Annotated in this window: 15 protein-coding genes; 13 read left to right on the top strand and 2 right to left on the bottom strand. The window is 42.6% G+C overall.

What is annotated here, in order from left to right; genetic code table 11:
* The first annotated feature begins 21 nt into the window (after positions 1-21).
* The 7 genes from C8U37_RS01765 to C8U37_RS01795 all read left to right on the top strand — a co-directional run bounded on the left by C8U37_RS01765 (position 22) and on the right by C8U37_RS01795 (position 8,628).
* Positions 22-1,062, top strand: coding sequence for a glycosyltransferase (locus tag C8U37_RS01765; RefSeq protein ID WP_108031577.1), 1,041 nt, complete (start codon positions 22-24; stop codon positions 1,060-1,062).
* A gap of 5 nt (positions 1,063-1,067) precedes the next feature.
* The gene (locus C8U37_RS01770) at positions 1,068-3,293 is read left to right on the top strand and encodes a glycosyltransferase (protein WP_108031578.1); all 2,226 of its coding nucleotides are present in this window, start codon (positions 1,068-1,070) and stop codon (positions 3,291-3,293) included.
* The gene (locus tag C8U37_RS01775) at positions 3,290-5,113 is read left to right on the top strand and encodes a lantibiotic ABC transporter permease (protein WP_108031579.1); all 1,824 of its coding nucleotides are present in this window, start codon (positions 3,290-3,292) and stop codon (positions 5,111-5,113) included. Before C8U37_RS01770 ends, C8U37_RS01775 begins: the two co-directional genes overlap by 4 nt.
* Positions 5,114-5,658: 545 nt before the next feature.
* Positions 5,659-6,372, top strand: coding sequence for a nuclease-related domain-containing protein (locus C8U37_RS01780; RefSeq protein ID WP_170100148.1), 714 nt, complete (start codon positions 5,659-5,661; stop codon positions 6,370-6,372).
* Positions 6,373-6,461: 89 nt separating this feature from the next.
* Positions 6,462-6,818, top strand: coding sequence for a type II toxin-antitoxin system RelE/ParE family toxin (locus C8U37_RS01785; protein ID WP_108031581.1), 357 nt, complete (start codon positions 6,462-6,464; stop codon positions 6,816-6,818).
* Positions 6,815-7,123, top strand: a complete 309-nt coding sequence (locus C8U37_RS01790) for a helix-turn-helix transcriptional regulator (protein ID WP_108031582.1) — start codon at positions 6,815-6,817, stop codon at positions 7,121-7,123. Before C8U37_RS01785 ends, C8U37_RS01790 begins: the two co-directional genes overlap by 4 nt.
* A 584-nt stretch (positions 7,124-7,707) precedes the next feature.
* Positions 7,708-8,628: a GGDEF domain-containing protein gene (locus tag C8U37_RS01795; protein ID WP_170100149.1), complete on the top strand. Its 921-nt coding sequence runs from the start codon at positions 7,708-7,710 to the stop codon at positions 8,626-8,628.
* A 318-nt stretch (positions 8,629-8,946) separates the two neighbouring features.
* Here C8U37_RS01795 and C8U37_RS14380 read toward each other — a convergent pair whose 3' ends face one another.
* Positions 8,947-9,150 (bottom strand): hypothetical protein, encoded by a 204-nt coding sequence (locus C8U37_RS14380; RefSeq protein WP_146161796.1) that lies wholly within the window; start codon positions 9,148-9,150, stop codon positions 8,947-8,949.
* A gap of 430 nt (positions 9,151-9,580) precedes the next feature.
* On the opposite strand from C8U37_RS14380, the gene C8U37_RS01805 reads away from it, so the two are divergent.
* From C8U37_RS01805 to C8U37_RS01820, 4 genes are all read left to right on the top strand, one after another.
* Positions 9,581-10,630 carry a GGDEF domain-containing protein gene (locus tag C8U37_RS01805; RefSeq protein ID WP_108031585.1) on the top strand — a complete coding sequence of 350 codons (1,050 nt, stop codon included), beginning with the start codon at positions 9,581-9,583 and terminating at the stop codon, positions 10,628-10,630.
* A 224-nt stretch (positions 10,631-10,854) separates the two neighbouring features.
* Entirely contained in the window at positions 10,855-13,113 is a 2,259-nt protein-coding gene (locus C8U37_RS01810; protein WP_108031586.1) for a putative bifunctional diguanylate cyclase/phosphodiesterase, read from the top strand.
* Between the two features lie 73 nt (positions 13,114-13,186).
* Complete coding sequence (locus C8U37_RS01815; RefSeq protein ID WP_108031587.1) at positions 13,187-13,771, top strand: PAS domain-containing protein; 585 nt, start codon at positions 13,187-13,189, stop codon at positions 13,769-13,771.
* A complete protein-coding gene (locus C8U37_RS01820) occupies positions 13,723-14,685 on the top strand; it encodes an HD-GYP domain-containing protein (RefSeq protein ID WP_108031588.1) in 963 nt (320 codons plus the stop codon). The genes C8U37_RS01815 and C8U37_RS01820 overlap by 49 nt, the downstream gene beginning before the upstream one ends.
* 117 nt (positions 14,686-14,802) lie before the next feature.
* On the opposite strand, the gene C8U37_RS01825 is transcribed toward C8U37_RS01820, so the two are convergent.
* A complete protein-coding gene (locus C8U37_RS01825; protein WP_170100150.1) occupies positions 14,803-15,786 on the bottom strand; it encodes a sensor domain-containing diguanylate cyclase in 984 nt (327 codons plus the stop codon).
* A gap of 311 nt (positions 15,787-16,097) precedes the next feature.
* Between C8U37_RS01825 and C8U37_RS01830 the strand changes: the two genes are divergently transcribed.
* Both C8U37_RS01830 and C8U37_RS01835 read left to right on the top strand, forming a co-directional pair.
* Entirely contained in the window at positions 16,098-16,526 is a 429-nt protein-coding gene (locus C8U37_RS01830; RefSeq protein WP_108031590.1) for a hypothetical protein, read from the top strand.
* On the top strand, positions 16,471-16,962 hold the full coding sequence (locus C8U37_RS01835; protein WP_108031591.1) for a PilW family protein: 492 nt from the start codon (positions 16,471-16,473) through the stop codon (positions 16,960-16,962). Before C8U37_RS01830 ends, C8U37_RS01835 begins: the two co-directional genes overlap by 56 nt.
* The last annotated feature ends 5 nt before the right edge of the window (positions 16,963-16,967 follow it).

Raw genomic sequence — 16,967 nt, forward strand, 5'->3', positions numbered from 1 at the left:
ACGTCAGAGAGAGGAATTACTATGGAAAATGTCGTGGTTGTCATACCTTCACTGGAACCGGATGCGAAACTAGTGGATCTGGTAGCTTCTATCCGCCAACGGAATCAAATTTGGCCGATAGTGATTATTGATGATGGAAGTGGGAATGCCTACGGTGCTGTATTTGAAGAGGCTCAGGACAAGCACCGCTGTATCGTTATCCGTCATGCGGAAAATAAAGGAAAAGGTGCTGCAATTAAAACAGCCATCCGTTATATTCTGTCCGACCTGAAAAGTGCTCAGTATATGGTGACCGTCGATTCGGATGGGCAACACACGCTCGAGGATATGATCAAATGTGTCGAAGCGGCTGAAACGCACGGTAATGCATTGGTTCTGGGCGTCAGGGACTTTGGACAAAAGATGCCACTGCGCAGCAAATTCGGTAATGTTCTGACACGGAACATATTGCGGATGACCACCGGCATCAATGTCAAAGATACGCAAACAGGCCTTCGGGTAATCCCTACGCGCTTCATGGACAAGCTGCTCGAAGTTCCGGGGGATAGATTTGAATATGAGACCAATATGCTGCTTGAGACGAAGCGAAGCAACTGGGAAATCCACTCTCAGGCAATTTCCACGATTTACATTGAAGACAATGCCTCGTCGCATTTCCGGGTCATAGCCGATTCCATTGCCATTTATGCGGTCTTCATCAAATATTTTTTGTCGTCTGCGGCCGCGTTCCTTGTGGATGTAAGCGTCTATGCAATTTTGATCGGCTTGTTGAATGATACAAGTCTGCATGCCATCGCATTGTCTTCAGTCAGCGCACGCGGCATTTCATCCGTATTCAACTACTTTGTGAACAGAAAAGTCGTTTTCTCCAATAATTCCAGCAGCAGCTTCCTGAAGTATTTTGCGCTGGTGTCCGTTCAAATCATGTTGTCCGCTTATCTGGTATACTTCGGACATTTGCTTTTCCCGAGCGTTGATACGGTTCCGGTCAAAATAATGGTTGATTGCTTGTTGTTTTTTTCCAGTTATTATATCCAGAAGAACTACATCTTTAAGAGGTGACTTATATGCAGAAAAAAAAGAAAATCTTATATGTGACTGCATTCATCCTGACTGTGGTTTACCTTGTTTGGAGGGGGCTCTATACGCTCCCATGGGACGAATCTGTTTTCGCACTCGTCTTTGGGATTCTGTTATGGTTCAGTGAAATCATATCCAATTTTACTGCCGTGGTCCTTATTTGGAGCAAAAACAGTTCGAAAGAAATTACCAAACCGGATGTTTTGCCTGGACAGTTTCCGGATGTGGATGTTTTTATCGCTACCCATAATGAAGAGGTGGGATTACTGCTGAAGACGGTGAACGCGGCAGTGAATATGGATTATCCGGATAAAACCAAAGTGCACATTTATTTATCGGACGATTCCAACCGGACTGAAGTCAGGGAACTGGCGAGTCAATTTTCCATTGGCTATATCGGTTTGCAGGGCAACAAACATGCCAAGTCGGGCAATTTGAACAATGCTTTGAGACAAACCCGCTCTCCACTGATTGCGACATTTGATGCAGATATGATTCCTTATTCCAACTTTTTGTTGGAGACTGTTCCTTACTTCGTGGACGATTGGATCCGGCATGCTGATGAGGACAAGGAAAAGGAAAAGCCTCTGGGATTGATCCAGACACCGCAAAGTTTCTACAATGCCGATCTGTTTCAGTTCAATCTCTTTTCTGAAACCTCCCTTCCGAATGAACAAGACTTTTTTTCAAGGGAAGTCAATGTCCTCAATAATGCTCAGGATGCCGCAATATACACTGGCTCCAACACCTTGATTTTGCGGAAAGCTATCGATGATGCTGGCGGATTTCCTTTGAATACCATCACGGAAGATTTTGAATTGGGGGCAAGAATCAATACAAAAGGGTATCGGAACATTTCCACAACCGAACCGTTGGCAAGCGGTTTGACGCCGACTGACATACCCAGTGCAATCAAGCAGCGCATCAGATGGGGAAGAGGCGTCGTGCAAAGTGTGCATAACCTGCACATTCTGACCAATAAAGACCTTACTTTCAGGCAGAAATTGATTTTTCTCAACAGTTATTTGTACTGGTGGTCTTTTATCCGAAGGCTTCTCTATATCATGGCGCCGATCCTCTTCACGGTCTTCGACATCAAAGTTGTGGATACCGATTTCTGGACATTGCTGATTTTTTGGTTGCCGAGCTACTATTTCATCCATCTTTCGATGCAGGATCTGTCCAGCGACATCCGGACGCAGCGCTGGGGTGAGGTTCAGGAGACAATTTTTGCTCCGTATCTGGTCATTCCAGTCTTTTTGCAGGCGGTCGGAATTAAGGAGAAGCGATTCAAAGTGACAAATAAAGCTGCTGTGCAGTCTAAGAAGGATATTCTGTATGTCATCCCTCACTTTATCCTGCTGATATTGACGGTCGTAGGGATCGTGACATTCAATTACGGCAAGTACGGATCGGAGATCTTTTACGGCAGCATCATCACTTTCTGGTTGTTGACGCATTTGTTCAATCTTACTTTTTCGGTGCTGTTCTTTTTGGGCAGACCCATCTACAGGAAAACGGAACGCTTTCTGGCGGAAAACCCTATTCTTGTGAAGCACAACAGCAAAGAATATCATTTGGTGACGAAAAATCATTCGGAAAATGGCTTGTCCTTCCTGTCTGAGGATCCGCTATATTTCCCCGAGGATGCCGTGCTGCACTTTACGGTTGGAAAAAACAAATACAGAACACACCTTACCGGAAAAGTGGTCCGGGTTTTCCAAGAAAACAGAGGCTGGGTTTATGGCGTCGAACTTGAAGAAATCCCGTTTGAGGAATACCTCCAATATTTGCTGGTCATCTATGATGGCTTCAATCAAAGCCTGCCCCAATTCCGTGATCCTTGGGTAAATTCATTCGATCGCTTCATTGACAACTTCAACAGAAGGTTGGGCGACCAAGGTAAAACGGGTGATGAGGCAAGCAAATTTCCGCTTATCCAAATCAATGAAGAGGTCGACGTATCAGGGGTGACGTTGCTGCTCAGGAGCTTCAATTATCATCATTTATATATCGCTTCTCAGCATGATTTATCCGAGAATGGGGATTTTCATGTGAGCATAGACGGCGTTCCGTTCGAATTAACTTATATCGCTCAAAATGCTGGCGATGAATATACATTTGGAGTCGATAACTTAGCTGCACTGATGAATGATTCTGCGTTCGAAACGTTGTTGCACAAATGGCGCAGTAGAGTGGGGGAAATTTCATGATTCTCGTAATCGCCCGTATGATTCTCTTCATCCTTTCCCTTTATGGATTCAAGTGGCTTCTGCAGCAATTTCTTGGTTTCGATCCGAGAATTGGATGGATTGCTGCTTGCAGTTTGAATATTCTTGTTTTATATTTCGGCGCGTTTGCGGGCGTGCTCGAGGCGACGGCCATCGGTCTGGCCAGCGCGGGCTGGTCGCTTGCCGGCTATGCGCTGTATCGGAGTTTCAGGCAGAACCAGCTCTTCCGACCAAGAATCAACTTGATCACTATCGGCCTGCTGCTTTATTTTCTGCTGTTCGCATATACGCTTCTCAATACGGAGTTGGAGCATTACGACAACTTCTCGCACTGGGCGACGATCGTCAAGTTTTTGTATACGGAAGCCAGCTTGCCGACTGCGGCGGACACAATCATCAGTTTTGGCTCCTATCCTTTAGGCAGCTCGCTTTTTGTGTATTATGCGACAAAAATGGTCGGTTTCAGTGACGGCACTATGCTGATCGGCCAATTCCTGTTGATCTACAGTTGTGTCATTGCCTTATTTGCCCCCATCAGGGATGAATCGCGTACCTTGGTTGTGGCAATGAATTTCAGTCTGCTGGCCATTTTTAACTACTTCAACATTTCCATCAGAATGAACAATCTGTTGGTGGATTTTCTGCTCCCGTTGCTGACGCTGGCAGGGGTTGCCGGCATCTACAGCCTGCGCAAAAATATCAAAGCGCTGTCCGTCTATTTTATTCTGATCGCTTCGGTTTTGAGTCTGATAAAAAACAGTGCGATTTTCTTTGTCGGGCTCCTGTTCATCTACTATCTTTACACAGTGGTTGGTGCCAGAAAAAGCTTCGGTAAAGTTTGGCATCTTCCGGTTAACGTACTGGCAGTTTTTGGCGCTGCGCTGATTCCTTATGTCATGTGGACCATTCGCGTTGGCCAACAATTTTCCAGTTCCAAGCACGCAGTGAGCCTGAACGGGTACCGGCAGATTTTTCTGGAAAAAGATGCTGCCATCACTGCGGAGATAACCGAAAAATTTATGGCTGCACTGACGGATCTTTCAAGTATTCCGTCTCAAGGAATCCTTCTTTTCAATTTTGTGATGATCGGTTCCTATATTGTCATCCGCTATTTTGTTAAGCGGAATAACAGCATCCTGCGCTGCACCGTTTTGGTGGATCTGATCATCGTGGCCTACTATATCGGGATCTATTCCATGTTCCTCTTTTCCATGCCCACGGAGGAGGCTCTCGTTCTGGCAGGGTTTGAACGCTATGCATCCAGCATCATCATCTTTTCGCTTGGCGTTGCCATGATGGTGCTTTCCCGAGAAATTGATTACTCGTTGTTCGAACAAGGCATCCAAAGCAGAAACCATCGTAGCTTTAAAAACTTGACCACCAAAAAAGTCTATCAAGTCAGCAGCATGGGACTGCTTTTCTTCGCTGTAATCATGATTCTGTCCGAAAACAACGGCATGAAGTACAACAACACTATGCACAAAAATTCGGTGCCTTATGCATTTTCCGAAATCGCCGGGAATCAGATGACGATGAATTCAGAACGTTATTTGGTAATCAGCGCCGACAAGGAAGCTGTCGAAAACTACCTGATCAGCTATGTCGGCAAATATTATCTGTATTCTCCGAATGTGGATGCAGTGGAGAATTTCATGATGGATGATGAATCTTTCATGAACCTGATGCAAAAATACGATAAAATCGTGGTGCTCGACGATCATTATACATTTGATGCTATGACCGATAAATTGATTCACACGAAATTTAAGCCGGGCATTTATGATGTGGATGAATATTTTTGAGTAACCGGGGAATGATTGGACGGATGCAAGCAGCAGTTGCAACAGTAAATTCTCGATGTTATGAATGATAAGTGAAAATCTAAAAGACCAGCGGGGGGCAGTATAGCTCACCTTGCTGGTCTTTTAGATTTTTCAGAGTTGTTCACTGGAGCACCACGAGCTAGGACTGACAAGAGTCGTATCAAAGCCGACACTCACAAAAGAAATAGCACCACAGTATCGGCGATGAATAAATCCTGTCGTATGCATTCACGTTCGCCGCGGATGTGTTCTCCGGTGAGGGTATGCTGACCGGAGGAGGATGCGTGGTGGAGAGGCCGAACTCCGGCGAAGCCGCCGTGGTCGGAGGTGATCATCTTTTTGGATTTGTTCTCCGGCGGGAAGTGCATCAAACGGAGAACAGATCCGCTTTTTAAAAAAGCACGAATCCCGGTAAGTTGCGTATATTACTGGTGTAGGCAAGAGGATGGTTTTATGAAGGATGCATATTTTGAAATTCAATGACAACCTGTCGCTTTAGGGGCCAAAGTAAGGAGCTGAGTCTATTGGAAATAGTACTGATTGTCTTGCTGTTGGCCGTGATGATTGCAATCTCGCGAAAAAAGGATCGTCCGAAAAGACATAATGGATACAACCGATACCGAAGAACAGCTTATCATGATGCGAGCGGCAACAGTGTTTTCGACACGCTGTTTGACACTGGAAACTTCGGGGAGTTCTTGACGTATTCTTGCCTGGAGAATCTTGGCGAAGCGCACAAATTGTTGGCGAATGTCTATTTGCCGAAAAGCGATGGGACGACCACTGAAATCGATCTGATCATGATTTCGGCGACAGGCATCTATGTTTTCGAGTCAAAGAACTACAGCGGTTGGATTTTCGGGGATGAAAACAGCCGCTATTGGAAGCAAACTTTCCGAGGCGGACGGCATTTTCAGTTCTACAACCCTATTTGGCAAAATAAAAAACATATCAGCGTTTTGAAGCAGCACCTGGGGCTGGGCGACGAAGTATTTCGTTCCTATGTCGTTTTCAGCGAACATTGCGTCCTGAAGAAGCTGCTCGTCCACTCGCCGGAAGTGAAAGTGATGAGCCGGGATGATTTGATGGACGAAATGATGGAGGATATGGAGCGGCTGCCGGAGATTTTTTCGCCATTGGAAATCGAGCAACTTTTCGTCGAGTTGAGTCGATATACTCGAGCGGACGGCAAGACGAAACAGGCGCACATTGATGCGATGGAGTGGAAAAAATTGTGATATCGAGTGTTGGTTTTTTATAAGCAACTAAGTGAATAACTGTAGCGTGCTCGCTACAGTTTAGTGTATAATAACATAAAGGGGGCGGAATGGTTAAGCCTGAATTTGATTGGGGAGAAGAATTTGAAACGTTCCTGGATTCTCTCAGCACTAAGGACGAAGCAAAGTTCAGAGCGCTGATAGATCGCGTCGAAAATACAGACTTGCAGGATTCGATCAGAAAAGAACGGGTTAAGAAATTGGCCGATGATATTTACGAACTTCGCGCCCAAACGAATGATCATTGGTTGAGAGGATGCTACTTTCAAATTAAAGGCACTGAATACTATATCACGCATGGGTTCAGCAAAAAGACAAATGCAACTCCTGCAAAAGAAATCAGCAGAGCAAAGGCCATCAGAAAAGCATTCTGGTTTGCCAGAAACAAAAGGAGGGATGAAGAATGAGCAAGAACAGCGAAGCCATCAAGAGGCGAAGCTCCGAAAGTGCGGAATTCAAACAGGCCTTCGAGGAAGAAGTAACAAAACTTGATTTTGCTGATCTGTTGTTCGATTTGCGAGCTCAGACAGGCTTGAATCAAACTGCATTCGCCAAAAAAGTCAACAAATCACGTTCGACTATCGCACGGATAGAAGGCGCCAGAATGGAACCATCATTCTCGATGCTTGAAGACATAGCGCAGGCTTTAGGAAAACGCGTCGAAATCAGATTTGTCGAAGCAAAGCAAACAGCAGCGGAGAAATCAGTCTGATAAACGCTCAAATACACTATTTTCAAGACCGACGGGACGAATCCATCGGTCTTTTCAGTATATCCAAGGAACAAGATTGTTTTGAAAGTGTGTGATGGCGAAGCCGCTGTGGTCGGAGGTGACATTTTTACGGGAGAATTTCCTCTGGCGGGATCGCATCCTTTGAAACCCGAAAGATAAGTGATTAGTCAACATATTGGTGTAAAAAAATACGATTCACATTTATTTGAAATACAAAATTGTATTTTTTTTATTTGTATAAGTTTTCATAAGTATATGATGATATCTGTACAAGCTAAAGTAGGTTATAATGAAATGAATAATGTTGCGTTTCTGTTGGGTTATTATATTCGTACAGAATTTGTTCTGACGCATCTGGTTATGAATTTTAGCTTAAGCGGTCCGAATAAAATTCACAGCGCGTTTTTGCTACGGGGCAATAGGTATGTAAGGAGCTTATAATGGTTAGTCTACTGGCAAATATAGGAATCATGTTCATGGCGGTTTATTTCTGCTTGAAAAGCGGAAGGCTAGAAAAAAATTATCACCATGCAAATAAATCCAGCCTCATCGGATGCATATTGATGGAAGTGCTGTTAGGTACGATTTTGTTGAGTTTTTCCACTGTTATCTTGGGCATCAGGTATGATTTCAGGGTGCTGTTGTTTTGTTTTTCCGCTAAGTATATGGATTGGAGAATAACCAGTTCAAGCATCTTTTTGCTGAGCATCATCAGATTTTTGTGGGGAAACAGTGAGGCAGCCCAAGTCAACCTGATCGTTAGCCTAATGTTGGCCATCGCATTGCCGATGATAGTGGAACTGATCCGGGACAGAATAAATGATTTGGCGCAATTGCTGATTTTGGTCACCGTTGCGCTCATCCCAACGATCGTGTTTACCAATCATCAGATAGCCGACAAATGGCTGGTGCTGTCGATCAGTATCATTCTGTCCGCTTTGAATTATGCCGCGATTTTTGTGTTGCATTACTTCATTTCGGATCTGCACGTTTTGATTGACTCTGCCAGCACGGACCACTTGACGAATCTCAAGAATGTGCGGCTCTTCAACAGCGATCTGGTGGAAATGGAGCGGAAAAAGAGCCCGGTAACGGTGGCGGTGATCGACATTGACCATTTCAAAAATTACAATGATAATTATGGACATGACAGCGGAGATGCGGTCTTGAGGCAGATGGCCGCTCTTTTCAACGAACGTGCCATCCCCCATACCACTTTCTACAGGATTGGCGGGGAAGAATTCGGTGTGATCCTGAGCCACTTCAGCCCGAGTGCAGCCGAAGCGTTCCTGCATGAGTTGCAGGAAACGGTCTCCCGCAGAAGCTTCACTGTACGAGGAGAAAATCCGGTCAGCATCACCCTATCGGTGGGGGTGGCTCATAGCGAGAAAGGCGAAACCCTGAAAAAAACACTCAAGCGGGCCGACATCGCGCTGTATCAGGCAAAAGAAAGCGGCAGAAACAAAGTGATGGTCTCCGCCTGAGCCTTAGAATAAAAATCTGATCCCCGATGAGATGATGCTCACCGGGGATCAGATTTTTGAATGCATTCATAACGTGAGGAACCGTCAGCTCCGATGAGAAGGGCGTTCATCGGAGGAGAGGACCGCGCCGGATAATCCAACTCCGGTGAGAGAATGCTGGCCGGAGAACAGTGCGCGGCGCGACGGCCGAACTCCGGCGAAGCCGCCGTGGTCGGAGGTGATGATCTTTTTGGGGTTCTCGGCTCCGGCGGAAGGCTCCCTCACCGGCGAATAAGGGGCTTCATCGACCAAACAGGCATACCCGGCAGCGATGAAAGGTCAGCTCAATACTTGGGCTTTCCCATGGTAATAGCCTTGCTGATAGACTACGATGAACCACATGAATGTTTTTTCGGGAAAACGTTGCTGTTCTTTTGATCTTAATAAAATTTCGTACCCATCAATAACATTTGTATTTGAACATAGCATGATCGGCTGGCACACTATGTATAAATCATCTAACAACTCTTGCGTATCATCCACTCACTTTCCTCCTTCACAAATACTGAAAATTTACTATTGAGAATATGTTGAATCAAATCCTATGGTTAAACAGTTGCAGCAATCAGATAGATTATGCTAGATGACTATTCGAATGCGCTTACTTTTTGATAAAACTGAGATTTCAAATCTAAAATTACCAACTAAAGTTATTGTATCGGCCTGAATATTATTTTTTAAGTCCAAATTAAAATACAATATTGTATTTTGTTTGTGCAAAATTTCTCGGAAATAATTAGTATTATACATTATGAAATAAGTAAGTTATAATTGGCAAGATATTACTGTTTTAAAGAAGGTAGTCACTGGAATCAAACATTTGTTCCGAGGTGAATGATACATAAACTTTATACAAAGATGCAAGCAAAAAGTAACTTGTTTCTATATAAGGTATGCAAGTAAGGAGTGCACAATGGTTAGTCTACTGGCAAATATTGGAATCATTTTTTTTGCTATTTACTTCTACTTGAGAAGCAATTTTGGGTCGCCAAATCAAGATAATGAGAAAATATCCTACTACATCAAAAGTATTTTATTGGAAGTGCTGGTAGGAATCGTTTTGTTGAGTTTTTCCACGGTTATTCTGGGGATAAGATATGACTTCAGATTTCTGATGTTTTGTTTTTCTGCCAAATATATAGATTGGAAAATAACCAGTTCAAGTATCCTGTTGTTAGGGATTCTCAGGTTTTTCTGGGGAAATAATGATATTGCCCAAATCAACCTGTTCGTCAGTATTTTACTAGCAGTCACATTGCCGTTGATAGCACATTATATTCAGGATAAGTTGAATGAGCTGGTTCAATTGCTAGTCTTGGTCACGTATGCGCTCATCCCTACAATTGTGCTTACCAATTACCTGATAGCTGACAAAAAACTCGTGTTGGTGATATGCAGTATTCTGGTTACCTCCGGGTATGCTGCAACATATGTTATGCGCTATTTTATTATGGATCTTTACAAATTGATCGTTTCTGCCAGTATCGATCACCTGACGGCCCTCAAGAACGTGCGCACTTTCAACAACGATCTGATGGATGTGGAGCGGGAAAAGAAAGCAGTAACATTGGCAGTCGTCGATATCGATTATTTTAAGGACTATAACGATAGCTTCGGACATGACAATGGGGATGTGCTTTTAAAACAGTTGGCGCAGGTGTTCAATGAGCTTTCGACTTTTGACACTGATTTCTACAGAATCGGTGGTGAGGAGTTCGCCGTGATTATCGACACTCCAAATCAAAGGGATGCAGAGGAGTTCATTCATGACTTGCAGGAAATAGTCGCTCACAGGCGCTTCTGCACAACTTCAGGTGATCCGGTTAGCGTTACAATATCTGTAGGGGTGGCGCACAGTCGCACAGGTGAAACCTTGAAAAGAACGCTCAAACGCGCCGATGTGGCGCTTTATAAAGCAAAAAAAGGCGGCAGAAACAAAGTTGTTGTTTCTTTCCCACTTTAAAAACAGCCACAACTTTTGTGGCTGTTTTTCGTTTTTGGACAAAAAACCATTTCAGCATTTAAAGACATTTTTTCGATAAGCAAATAATCAATATTGTTACTATAGTTTGGTTCGATGAATGATATAATCATTTAAGAGAATAGTTGTGAATTGATATCTCTGCTTTTCACGAGATCGTTTCAGAACACAAAAATAGTGCAATAAGTGTTATCGGGGGTTGTGTGTTGGGAAGAGACAAATTGAAGATGATAAATGTAACCTATTTTTGGGTTCCGTTTTTGATAATAACGATAGGCTTTTCGGCTTTGATAGGTTTTGCAGTCAAAAATCGAATTGATGAAAAGTATGAGCAGCTTAAAGATACGTCCTTAGAAATTGCAAACAGCTATTCGCACAGTTTGATTCACACAAGCGAAGCATATGAGGTCATTACAGAACTTTTGGATGAAAAAATAAGGATAGCAAGTCAAGCCATCATGCTTATTGAAAATAGGGAGAATAATGAGGTGTTGGACGCTATTTCCCAAACGTTCGATGTGAATGGAATAGATTTGTACAACAAAGAGGGAGAACTTACCCACAGCACTTCTGAGGAATTGATCGGGTGGCAAGCATATGAAGGACATCCGGTTTATGATTTCATGATGAGCGATCAGACTATGCTGGTGGAAGACGTTCGTCCGGACACCGAGAATGGCTTATACTATAAATTTGGTTATGTAAAAGATGATGCGGGTGGATTTGTGCAAGTAGGGGTTCTTGCAGAGAGCAGACAGGATTTCCTTGAGGATTTTGAAATCACAACATTGATAAATGAAATTTCGAACAGAAGAGATGTAAAGCAGGTATTCTTTGTCAATCCAAAATACGAAATTATTGCAAGCAGCCTTCCTGACTACGAGGATCGCACGATTGAGGATATAGACCTTCGTGCAGAAATGGACAGCAATGCATCGGATGTTCAGAGAGTTGAAACGGATGGATATGAATTTTTTAGGCTTTCCGAGCCTATATTTGTCGAAAATGAAAAAATTGGCACGTTGCTGATCCATTGGCCTACTGATGAACTCGATGATGATGTCAATAAAATCATTCGTTATGCTATTGCAATATTCTTAATTATTATTATTACAATGGGCGGCATTCTTTTTTATGCTTATCGGAAAAATAAGTCCAACATCAAAATTGCATTCTACGATGAGCTTACGGGTCTTCGTAACAGCAAATATCTTACGGAGTATCTAAATCAAGTCCTACGAAATCCATACAGAAAAAATAAAGCGGTGTTGCTTCTCAATTTCGTTAATTTTAAAACACTGAACATCACCTACGGATTTTTATATGGAGATGAGGTACTAAAACAGATTGCAGTTAAAGTCCGGACATTATTGGATTCGGAAGACTCATTTTTCAGGTTTGACGGAGACAGATTTATAGTGGTGCTTGACGATTACGCAGACCAGAAAGAACTGAGAGCATTCGCTGATAAACTTATGCACATTTTTGAGAATCCAATTATGGAAGGAACGGAACATCAGTATGTGAATGTTCAAATAGCTATAGTGGAGATCAAAGATAGACATACCTCAACGGATAAAATTCTGCAGGATGCAACACTAACACTCTCTCAAATCAAGGACAGTTCTGCGGATCAGGTAGCTTTCTTTAACGAAGATATGGAGAAACGACTCTTACGGCAAGATAAAATTGTAAAAGTATTGCGGGAAGTCATAGAAGGTAAAGATACCGAATCTTTTTATCTGGAATTCCAACCGAAGCTCGACTTGATGGAAGATAAAGTCATTGGGTTTGAAGCGCTGGCTAGGCTGCGAATTGAAAATCTGGGCCAGATAGCTCCAGATGAATTTATTGCTTTAGCTGAGGAAAATTTGTTGATCTATGATTTAGGCAACCATATTCTACTGCTTGCATGCGATTTTTTACAACGACTCCAAGATGAAGGTTTCCATGAAACGAGTGTAGCAGTCAATATCTCCGGCATTCAATTGCTCCGGGAAGACTTTGTGGAGAATATCCAACAAAAACTCTTTTTATCAGACAGAATCAGGAAGCCACTGGAATTCGAAGTTACGGAAACGGTGTTGCTCGACCATTTTAGCCAGATCAACGAAACATTAGAGGCAATCAAACAAATGGGCATAGCCATTTCGCTGGATGATTTTGGGACGGGATATTCCTCTTTTTCCAGACTTGCTGAACTGAATATAGATGCCGTTAAGATTGATAGATTCTTTATCGGTAAGATAAGTCACACATCTGAAAAAAATCTGATCATTTCCGACATTATCTCTATGGCTCATAAAATTGGGTTAAGCGTTGTAGCAGAGGGTGTAGAGGACGCGAGTCAAAAAGCTTACCTGCAAAAATACGGATGCGATATCATCCAAGGCTATCTTCTAAGTAAACCCTTGCCTGAAGAGAGTGCCATTGCCTTCTTAAGAAGTTATGGAAGTGACGTATAGCGTTGAATTTGCTCAGTAAATGTGACACATGAATGATTTGAACGCACCGGGAAAGTAAATAAAGGAGGATAAAATGGCAGCTGGATTTCAAGAAAGTGACTCGGATAAACTTGAATCAGTAATTAAGATTGATACCCCTAAGGACATCACAATGCAAAAGCAAACAGAAAATAATCTGAGAGAGGAAAACATCGAGCTGCAACGCTATATCTCAGTGACAAAAGATTTATTCTGCATCTGTTCATTCAACGGGAAAATCATCAAAAGCAATCCGACATGGCGCGAATCATTGGGTTACAATGATTCACAGATGATTGGAAAGAGTATTTTTGAAATCATCGTAAATGATGATGTGTATGCTACAAAATTTGCTATCAGTGAAGCCGTGAAATCTGGCGGGCTTGATAAATTTGTCAACCGAGTCCTGAGCCATAAGGGAATAATCCGTTACTATGAGTGGCGTGTGAAAGTTTTTGAGAATAGCATATATGCATCAGGACGCGATATTTCGGATCTGATTATGACGCGGGAAAAACTTGAGTACTATCATAACAGAGATACATTAACAGGGATGTACCAGCCAGTTTTATACAATCTTCATCCGAGGCGATGGTTCTGCCCTATCAACTGCCTCTTAGCGTCATTTTTGTTGATCTGAATGGATTGAAATTGATCAATGACTCATATGGACATGATCAAGGTGACGAATTACTGCGCACGATTTCAGGGAAAATGCTAATTTATCAACGGGAAGGCGATATTTTCGTCCGTTATGGTGGAGATGAGTTTGTGTTGTTGCTCCCATATACACCTTATGATGTTGCCTATTCACTTGCTGACAAAATAAAAAATAGCGATACTTTAAAAATTTCCGGGAGATTCCCGTCAGAATGGGTTTCTATTTCATTGGGGGTTGCAACAAAGACAGGGATAGAAGACTCTGTTGAAGACATCATTTTGGAAGCAGATAGAATGATGTACGAAGATAAGTTACGCAAAAGCCGGAAGCACAAGAATTCGATTATTGAAGGTATCCAGTCGAATCCAAGGTTATTAAGGAAATGGGATCAGAAACACGCAGAAAATGTTGCCGATCATGCCGGAAAAATCGCAGAAAAAATGGGACTTGACCCATACTTGCAAGAATTAGTGAAGAAAGCGGCCTTAGTGCATGATATCGGGAAAATAACTATACCGTCAAAAATTCTCAATAAGGACGCTTCATTATCTCAAAAAGAATTAGAGCTGATCAGACGCCATCCTGAATCGGGGTACCAAATTCTTCGGTCCGTAGATGAATACGCATCTGTTGCGATGATCGTTTTGTCCCATCATGAGTGGGTAGATGGATCAGGGTATCCAGAAAAATTGAAAGGAGAGGACATTCCTTTAGCTTCCCGAATCATCGCAGTTGCAGATTCATATGATGCAATGACCAGTGGGTGTACCTATACCGACTGCAAAACAATGGAAGAAGCTATTCGAGAATTAAGAGCATGCGCAGGAACCCAATTCGATCCTGAAGTTGTTTCCGTATTCATCGAAGAAGTACTACTTTCTGGGAAATACTGAGTCTGAAGATAACAAACAATGATACTGTTCAAATAATCGAACCCAAAAACCCTTTTGACAAACGCATACATTCCGTTTGTCAAAAGGGTTTTTGGGTGGTTAGATTCAAAAAGACGATTAAGCTTCAACGATACGATTTCTGCCCGTATTTTTTGCTCGGTAAAGGCGTACATCAGCAAGTTCCAGGAGTTCCTTTATATCTTGGATTTCTATGTTCGAAGCGATTCCTGCGCTGAACGTCAAGCTGGAATCGATAGGGAGTTCGGTATTTTTGAGATTTTCTTGCATGCGTTCCCCTATCTGTTTGGCATCTTCACTTTCCAGGTTTGGGAACACAATCAAAAATTCTTCTCCACCATACCGAGCAACGATATCAGCTTCACGAACGTTGGAGCTGAGGATTGCACCAACTTTATTCAGTACTTGATCACCGACCAAATGGCCGTAGGTGTCATTTATGTTTTTGAAATGATCAATATCCAGCAACAGAATAGAGTAGTTTTTTTGATTTTGCAGACTGTGTTGGTGGATTGTGGATAGTTTTTCTTCCAATGCCGCCCTCGTATACAGTTTTGTCAGACTATCAATTTGTGCTTGCGCACGCCAAAAAGCGGATTTTTGAATCAACTCCCGTTTCTGGTTTTCGTCATCGGTTACATCAAACACATTCCCCACAAGGAATAATGGTTTGTGATCGTCAGACCATTGCGTAACTTTGCCTCGATCATAAAAAACTTTCCAAGATCCGTCCTTTGCTTGAATGCGGTACTTTACTTCCCATACAGGAACGAGTCCTTTGAGGTGCGCACGCATTTCATCCATCACAGCAGCATAATCTTCAGGGTGCAATTTCTCCGTAAAAAATTCAAATCCTGTTTCTGCAGGTATTTCATCGTGCGAATACCCAAGCGCACTTGCTTTCAAGGGATTAAAGGTCACCATGTTTTTGGGGTAATCCCAAAACCACTGCCCCAAATTTCCTAGCCAGGGGAACTTCGAGAAATCGTCTTCATATATTTGATTGATTAGTTCTTTATTCAAACGTTGCAAATAAGCAATTTCAGCCATTAACTTTTGTTGCACTAGGTCATTCGTATCCATACTAACCTCCATGTCAGTTTATTTTAACCGTACTGTGAGCAGTGCGCTCTTGTTGGAGAGATTGAGGTGTCCTCAGTTATCCTATGTGACCATTTTACCATCAGGTTTGTGAAAAGTCTTGCTGCCATTGAAAGCGATTCCGATGCCGGCTTCTAATGCAAGAGAAGCAGCATTTCCGTGGATGCAAAATCATTGACAGTCAATCTTTAAGATAATATACTTAAAGATAATGTTTTTTAACAAAATTGTTGCATTTGGTATGAAAAAACGGGCGCTATTCATAACTATATTTGATAAAAAGGAAGAAGACCATGAAACGTTGGTATAGAAAACAAATGAAAGACATATTATCGGAAGAAGCGGGAATGACACTTGTGGAGTTGTTGGCATCTATCCTACTTTTATCGCTTATCATCACAACCTTTTTATCTTTTTTTATCCAAGCAGCCAAAACAAATAATCAGACAGACACCGTGAATGAAGCAACTTTTATCGCACAAGAACAAATCGAATTACTTACCTACTATTCAAATACAAAGAGTGCGGAAGAAACGTTGAGTCTTATCGAGGCCGAAAACCCCAAGGCGGTCTCCGGGTTTGAAGTGAAATCTAAAGTCGAAAAATCAGAACCGAATGGTGCCCTTTATAAGGGAATAGTGACGGTTTCCAAGGAAGGGAAAGCTTATGCACAAATGGAAACGCGGCTGTCATTTCATACAGCAGAAGAGCTCGAAGATTAATCTACGGAACGAATCAGGAATGACGCTCATAGAATTGTTGGCGAGCATTGCGCTGCTCTCGGTGGTGCTCTCGTTAGTGGGGGCTGTACACCTGTTTGGTCAAAAGCAATACCTGACGCAATCTTATTCCGCCCGTCAATCAAATGATTTCGCTTACACGCTCTCCGCTATTTCCAGAGAAGTCCGCAGTACGCCTTTTGCTTCCATCACAGTATCAGAATCAGGGGATACGCTCTTGATTGATGGTGCTGTAGCATTCAGTCAACGAGGCGCACAGCTCTTGAAAAATGAGAACCAAATTATGGCAGATGATGTGCAGGAGTTCCTTGTCACTCGTGATCCTGCAACCGAGAGTATCGGAATTCTGCTGAAAAGCATGTCGGAAATGAACAGCCAACCAAAAGAATATCAAACTACGATTTATTTCAGGAGGTGAGTGGA

It is taken from the genome of Trichococcus patagoniensis, from assembly GCF_003051085.1.
GTDB lineage: Bacteria > Bacillota > Bacilli > Lactobacillales > Aerococcaceae > Trichococcus > Trichococcus patagoniensis.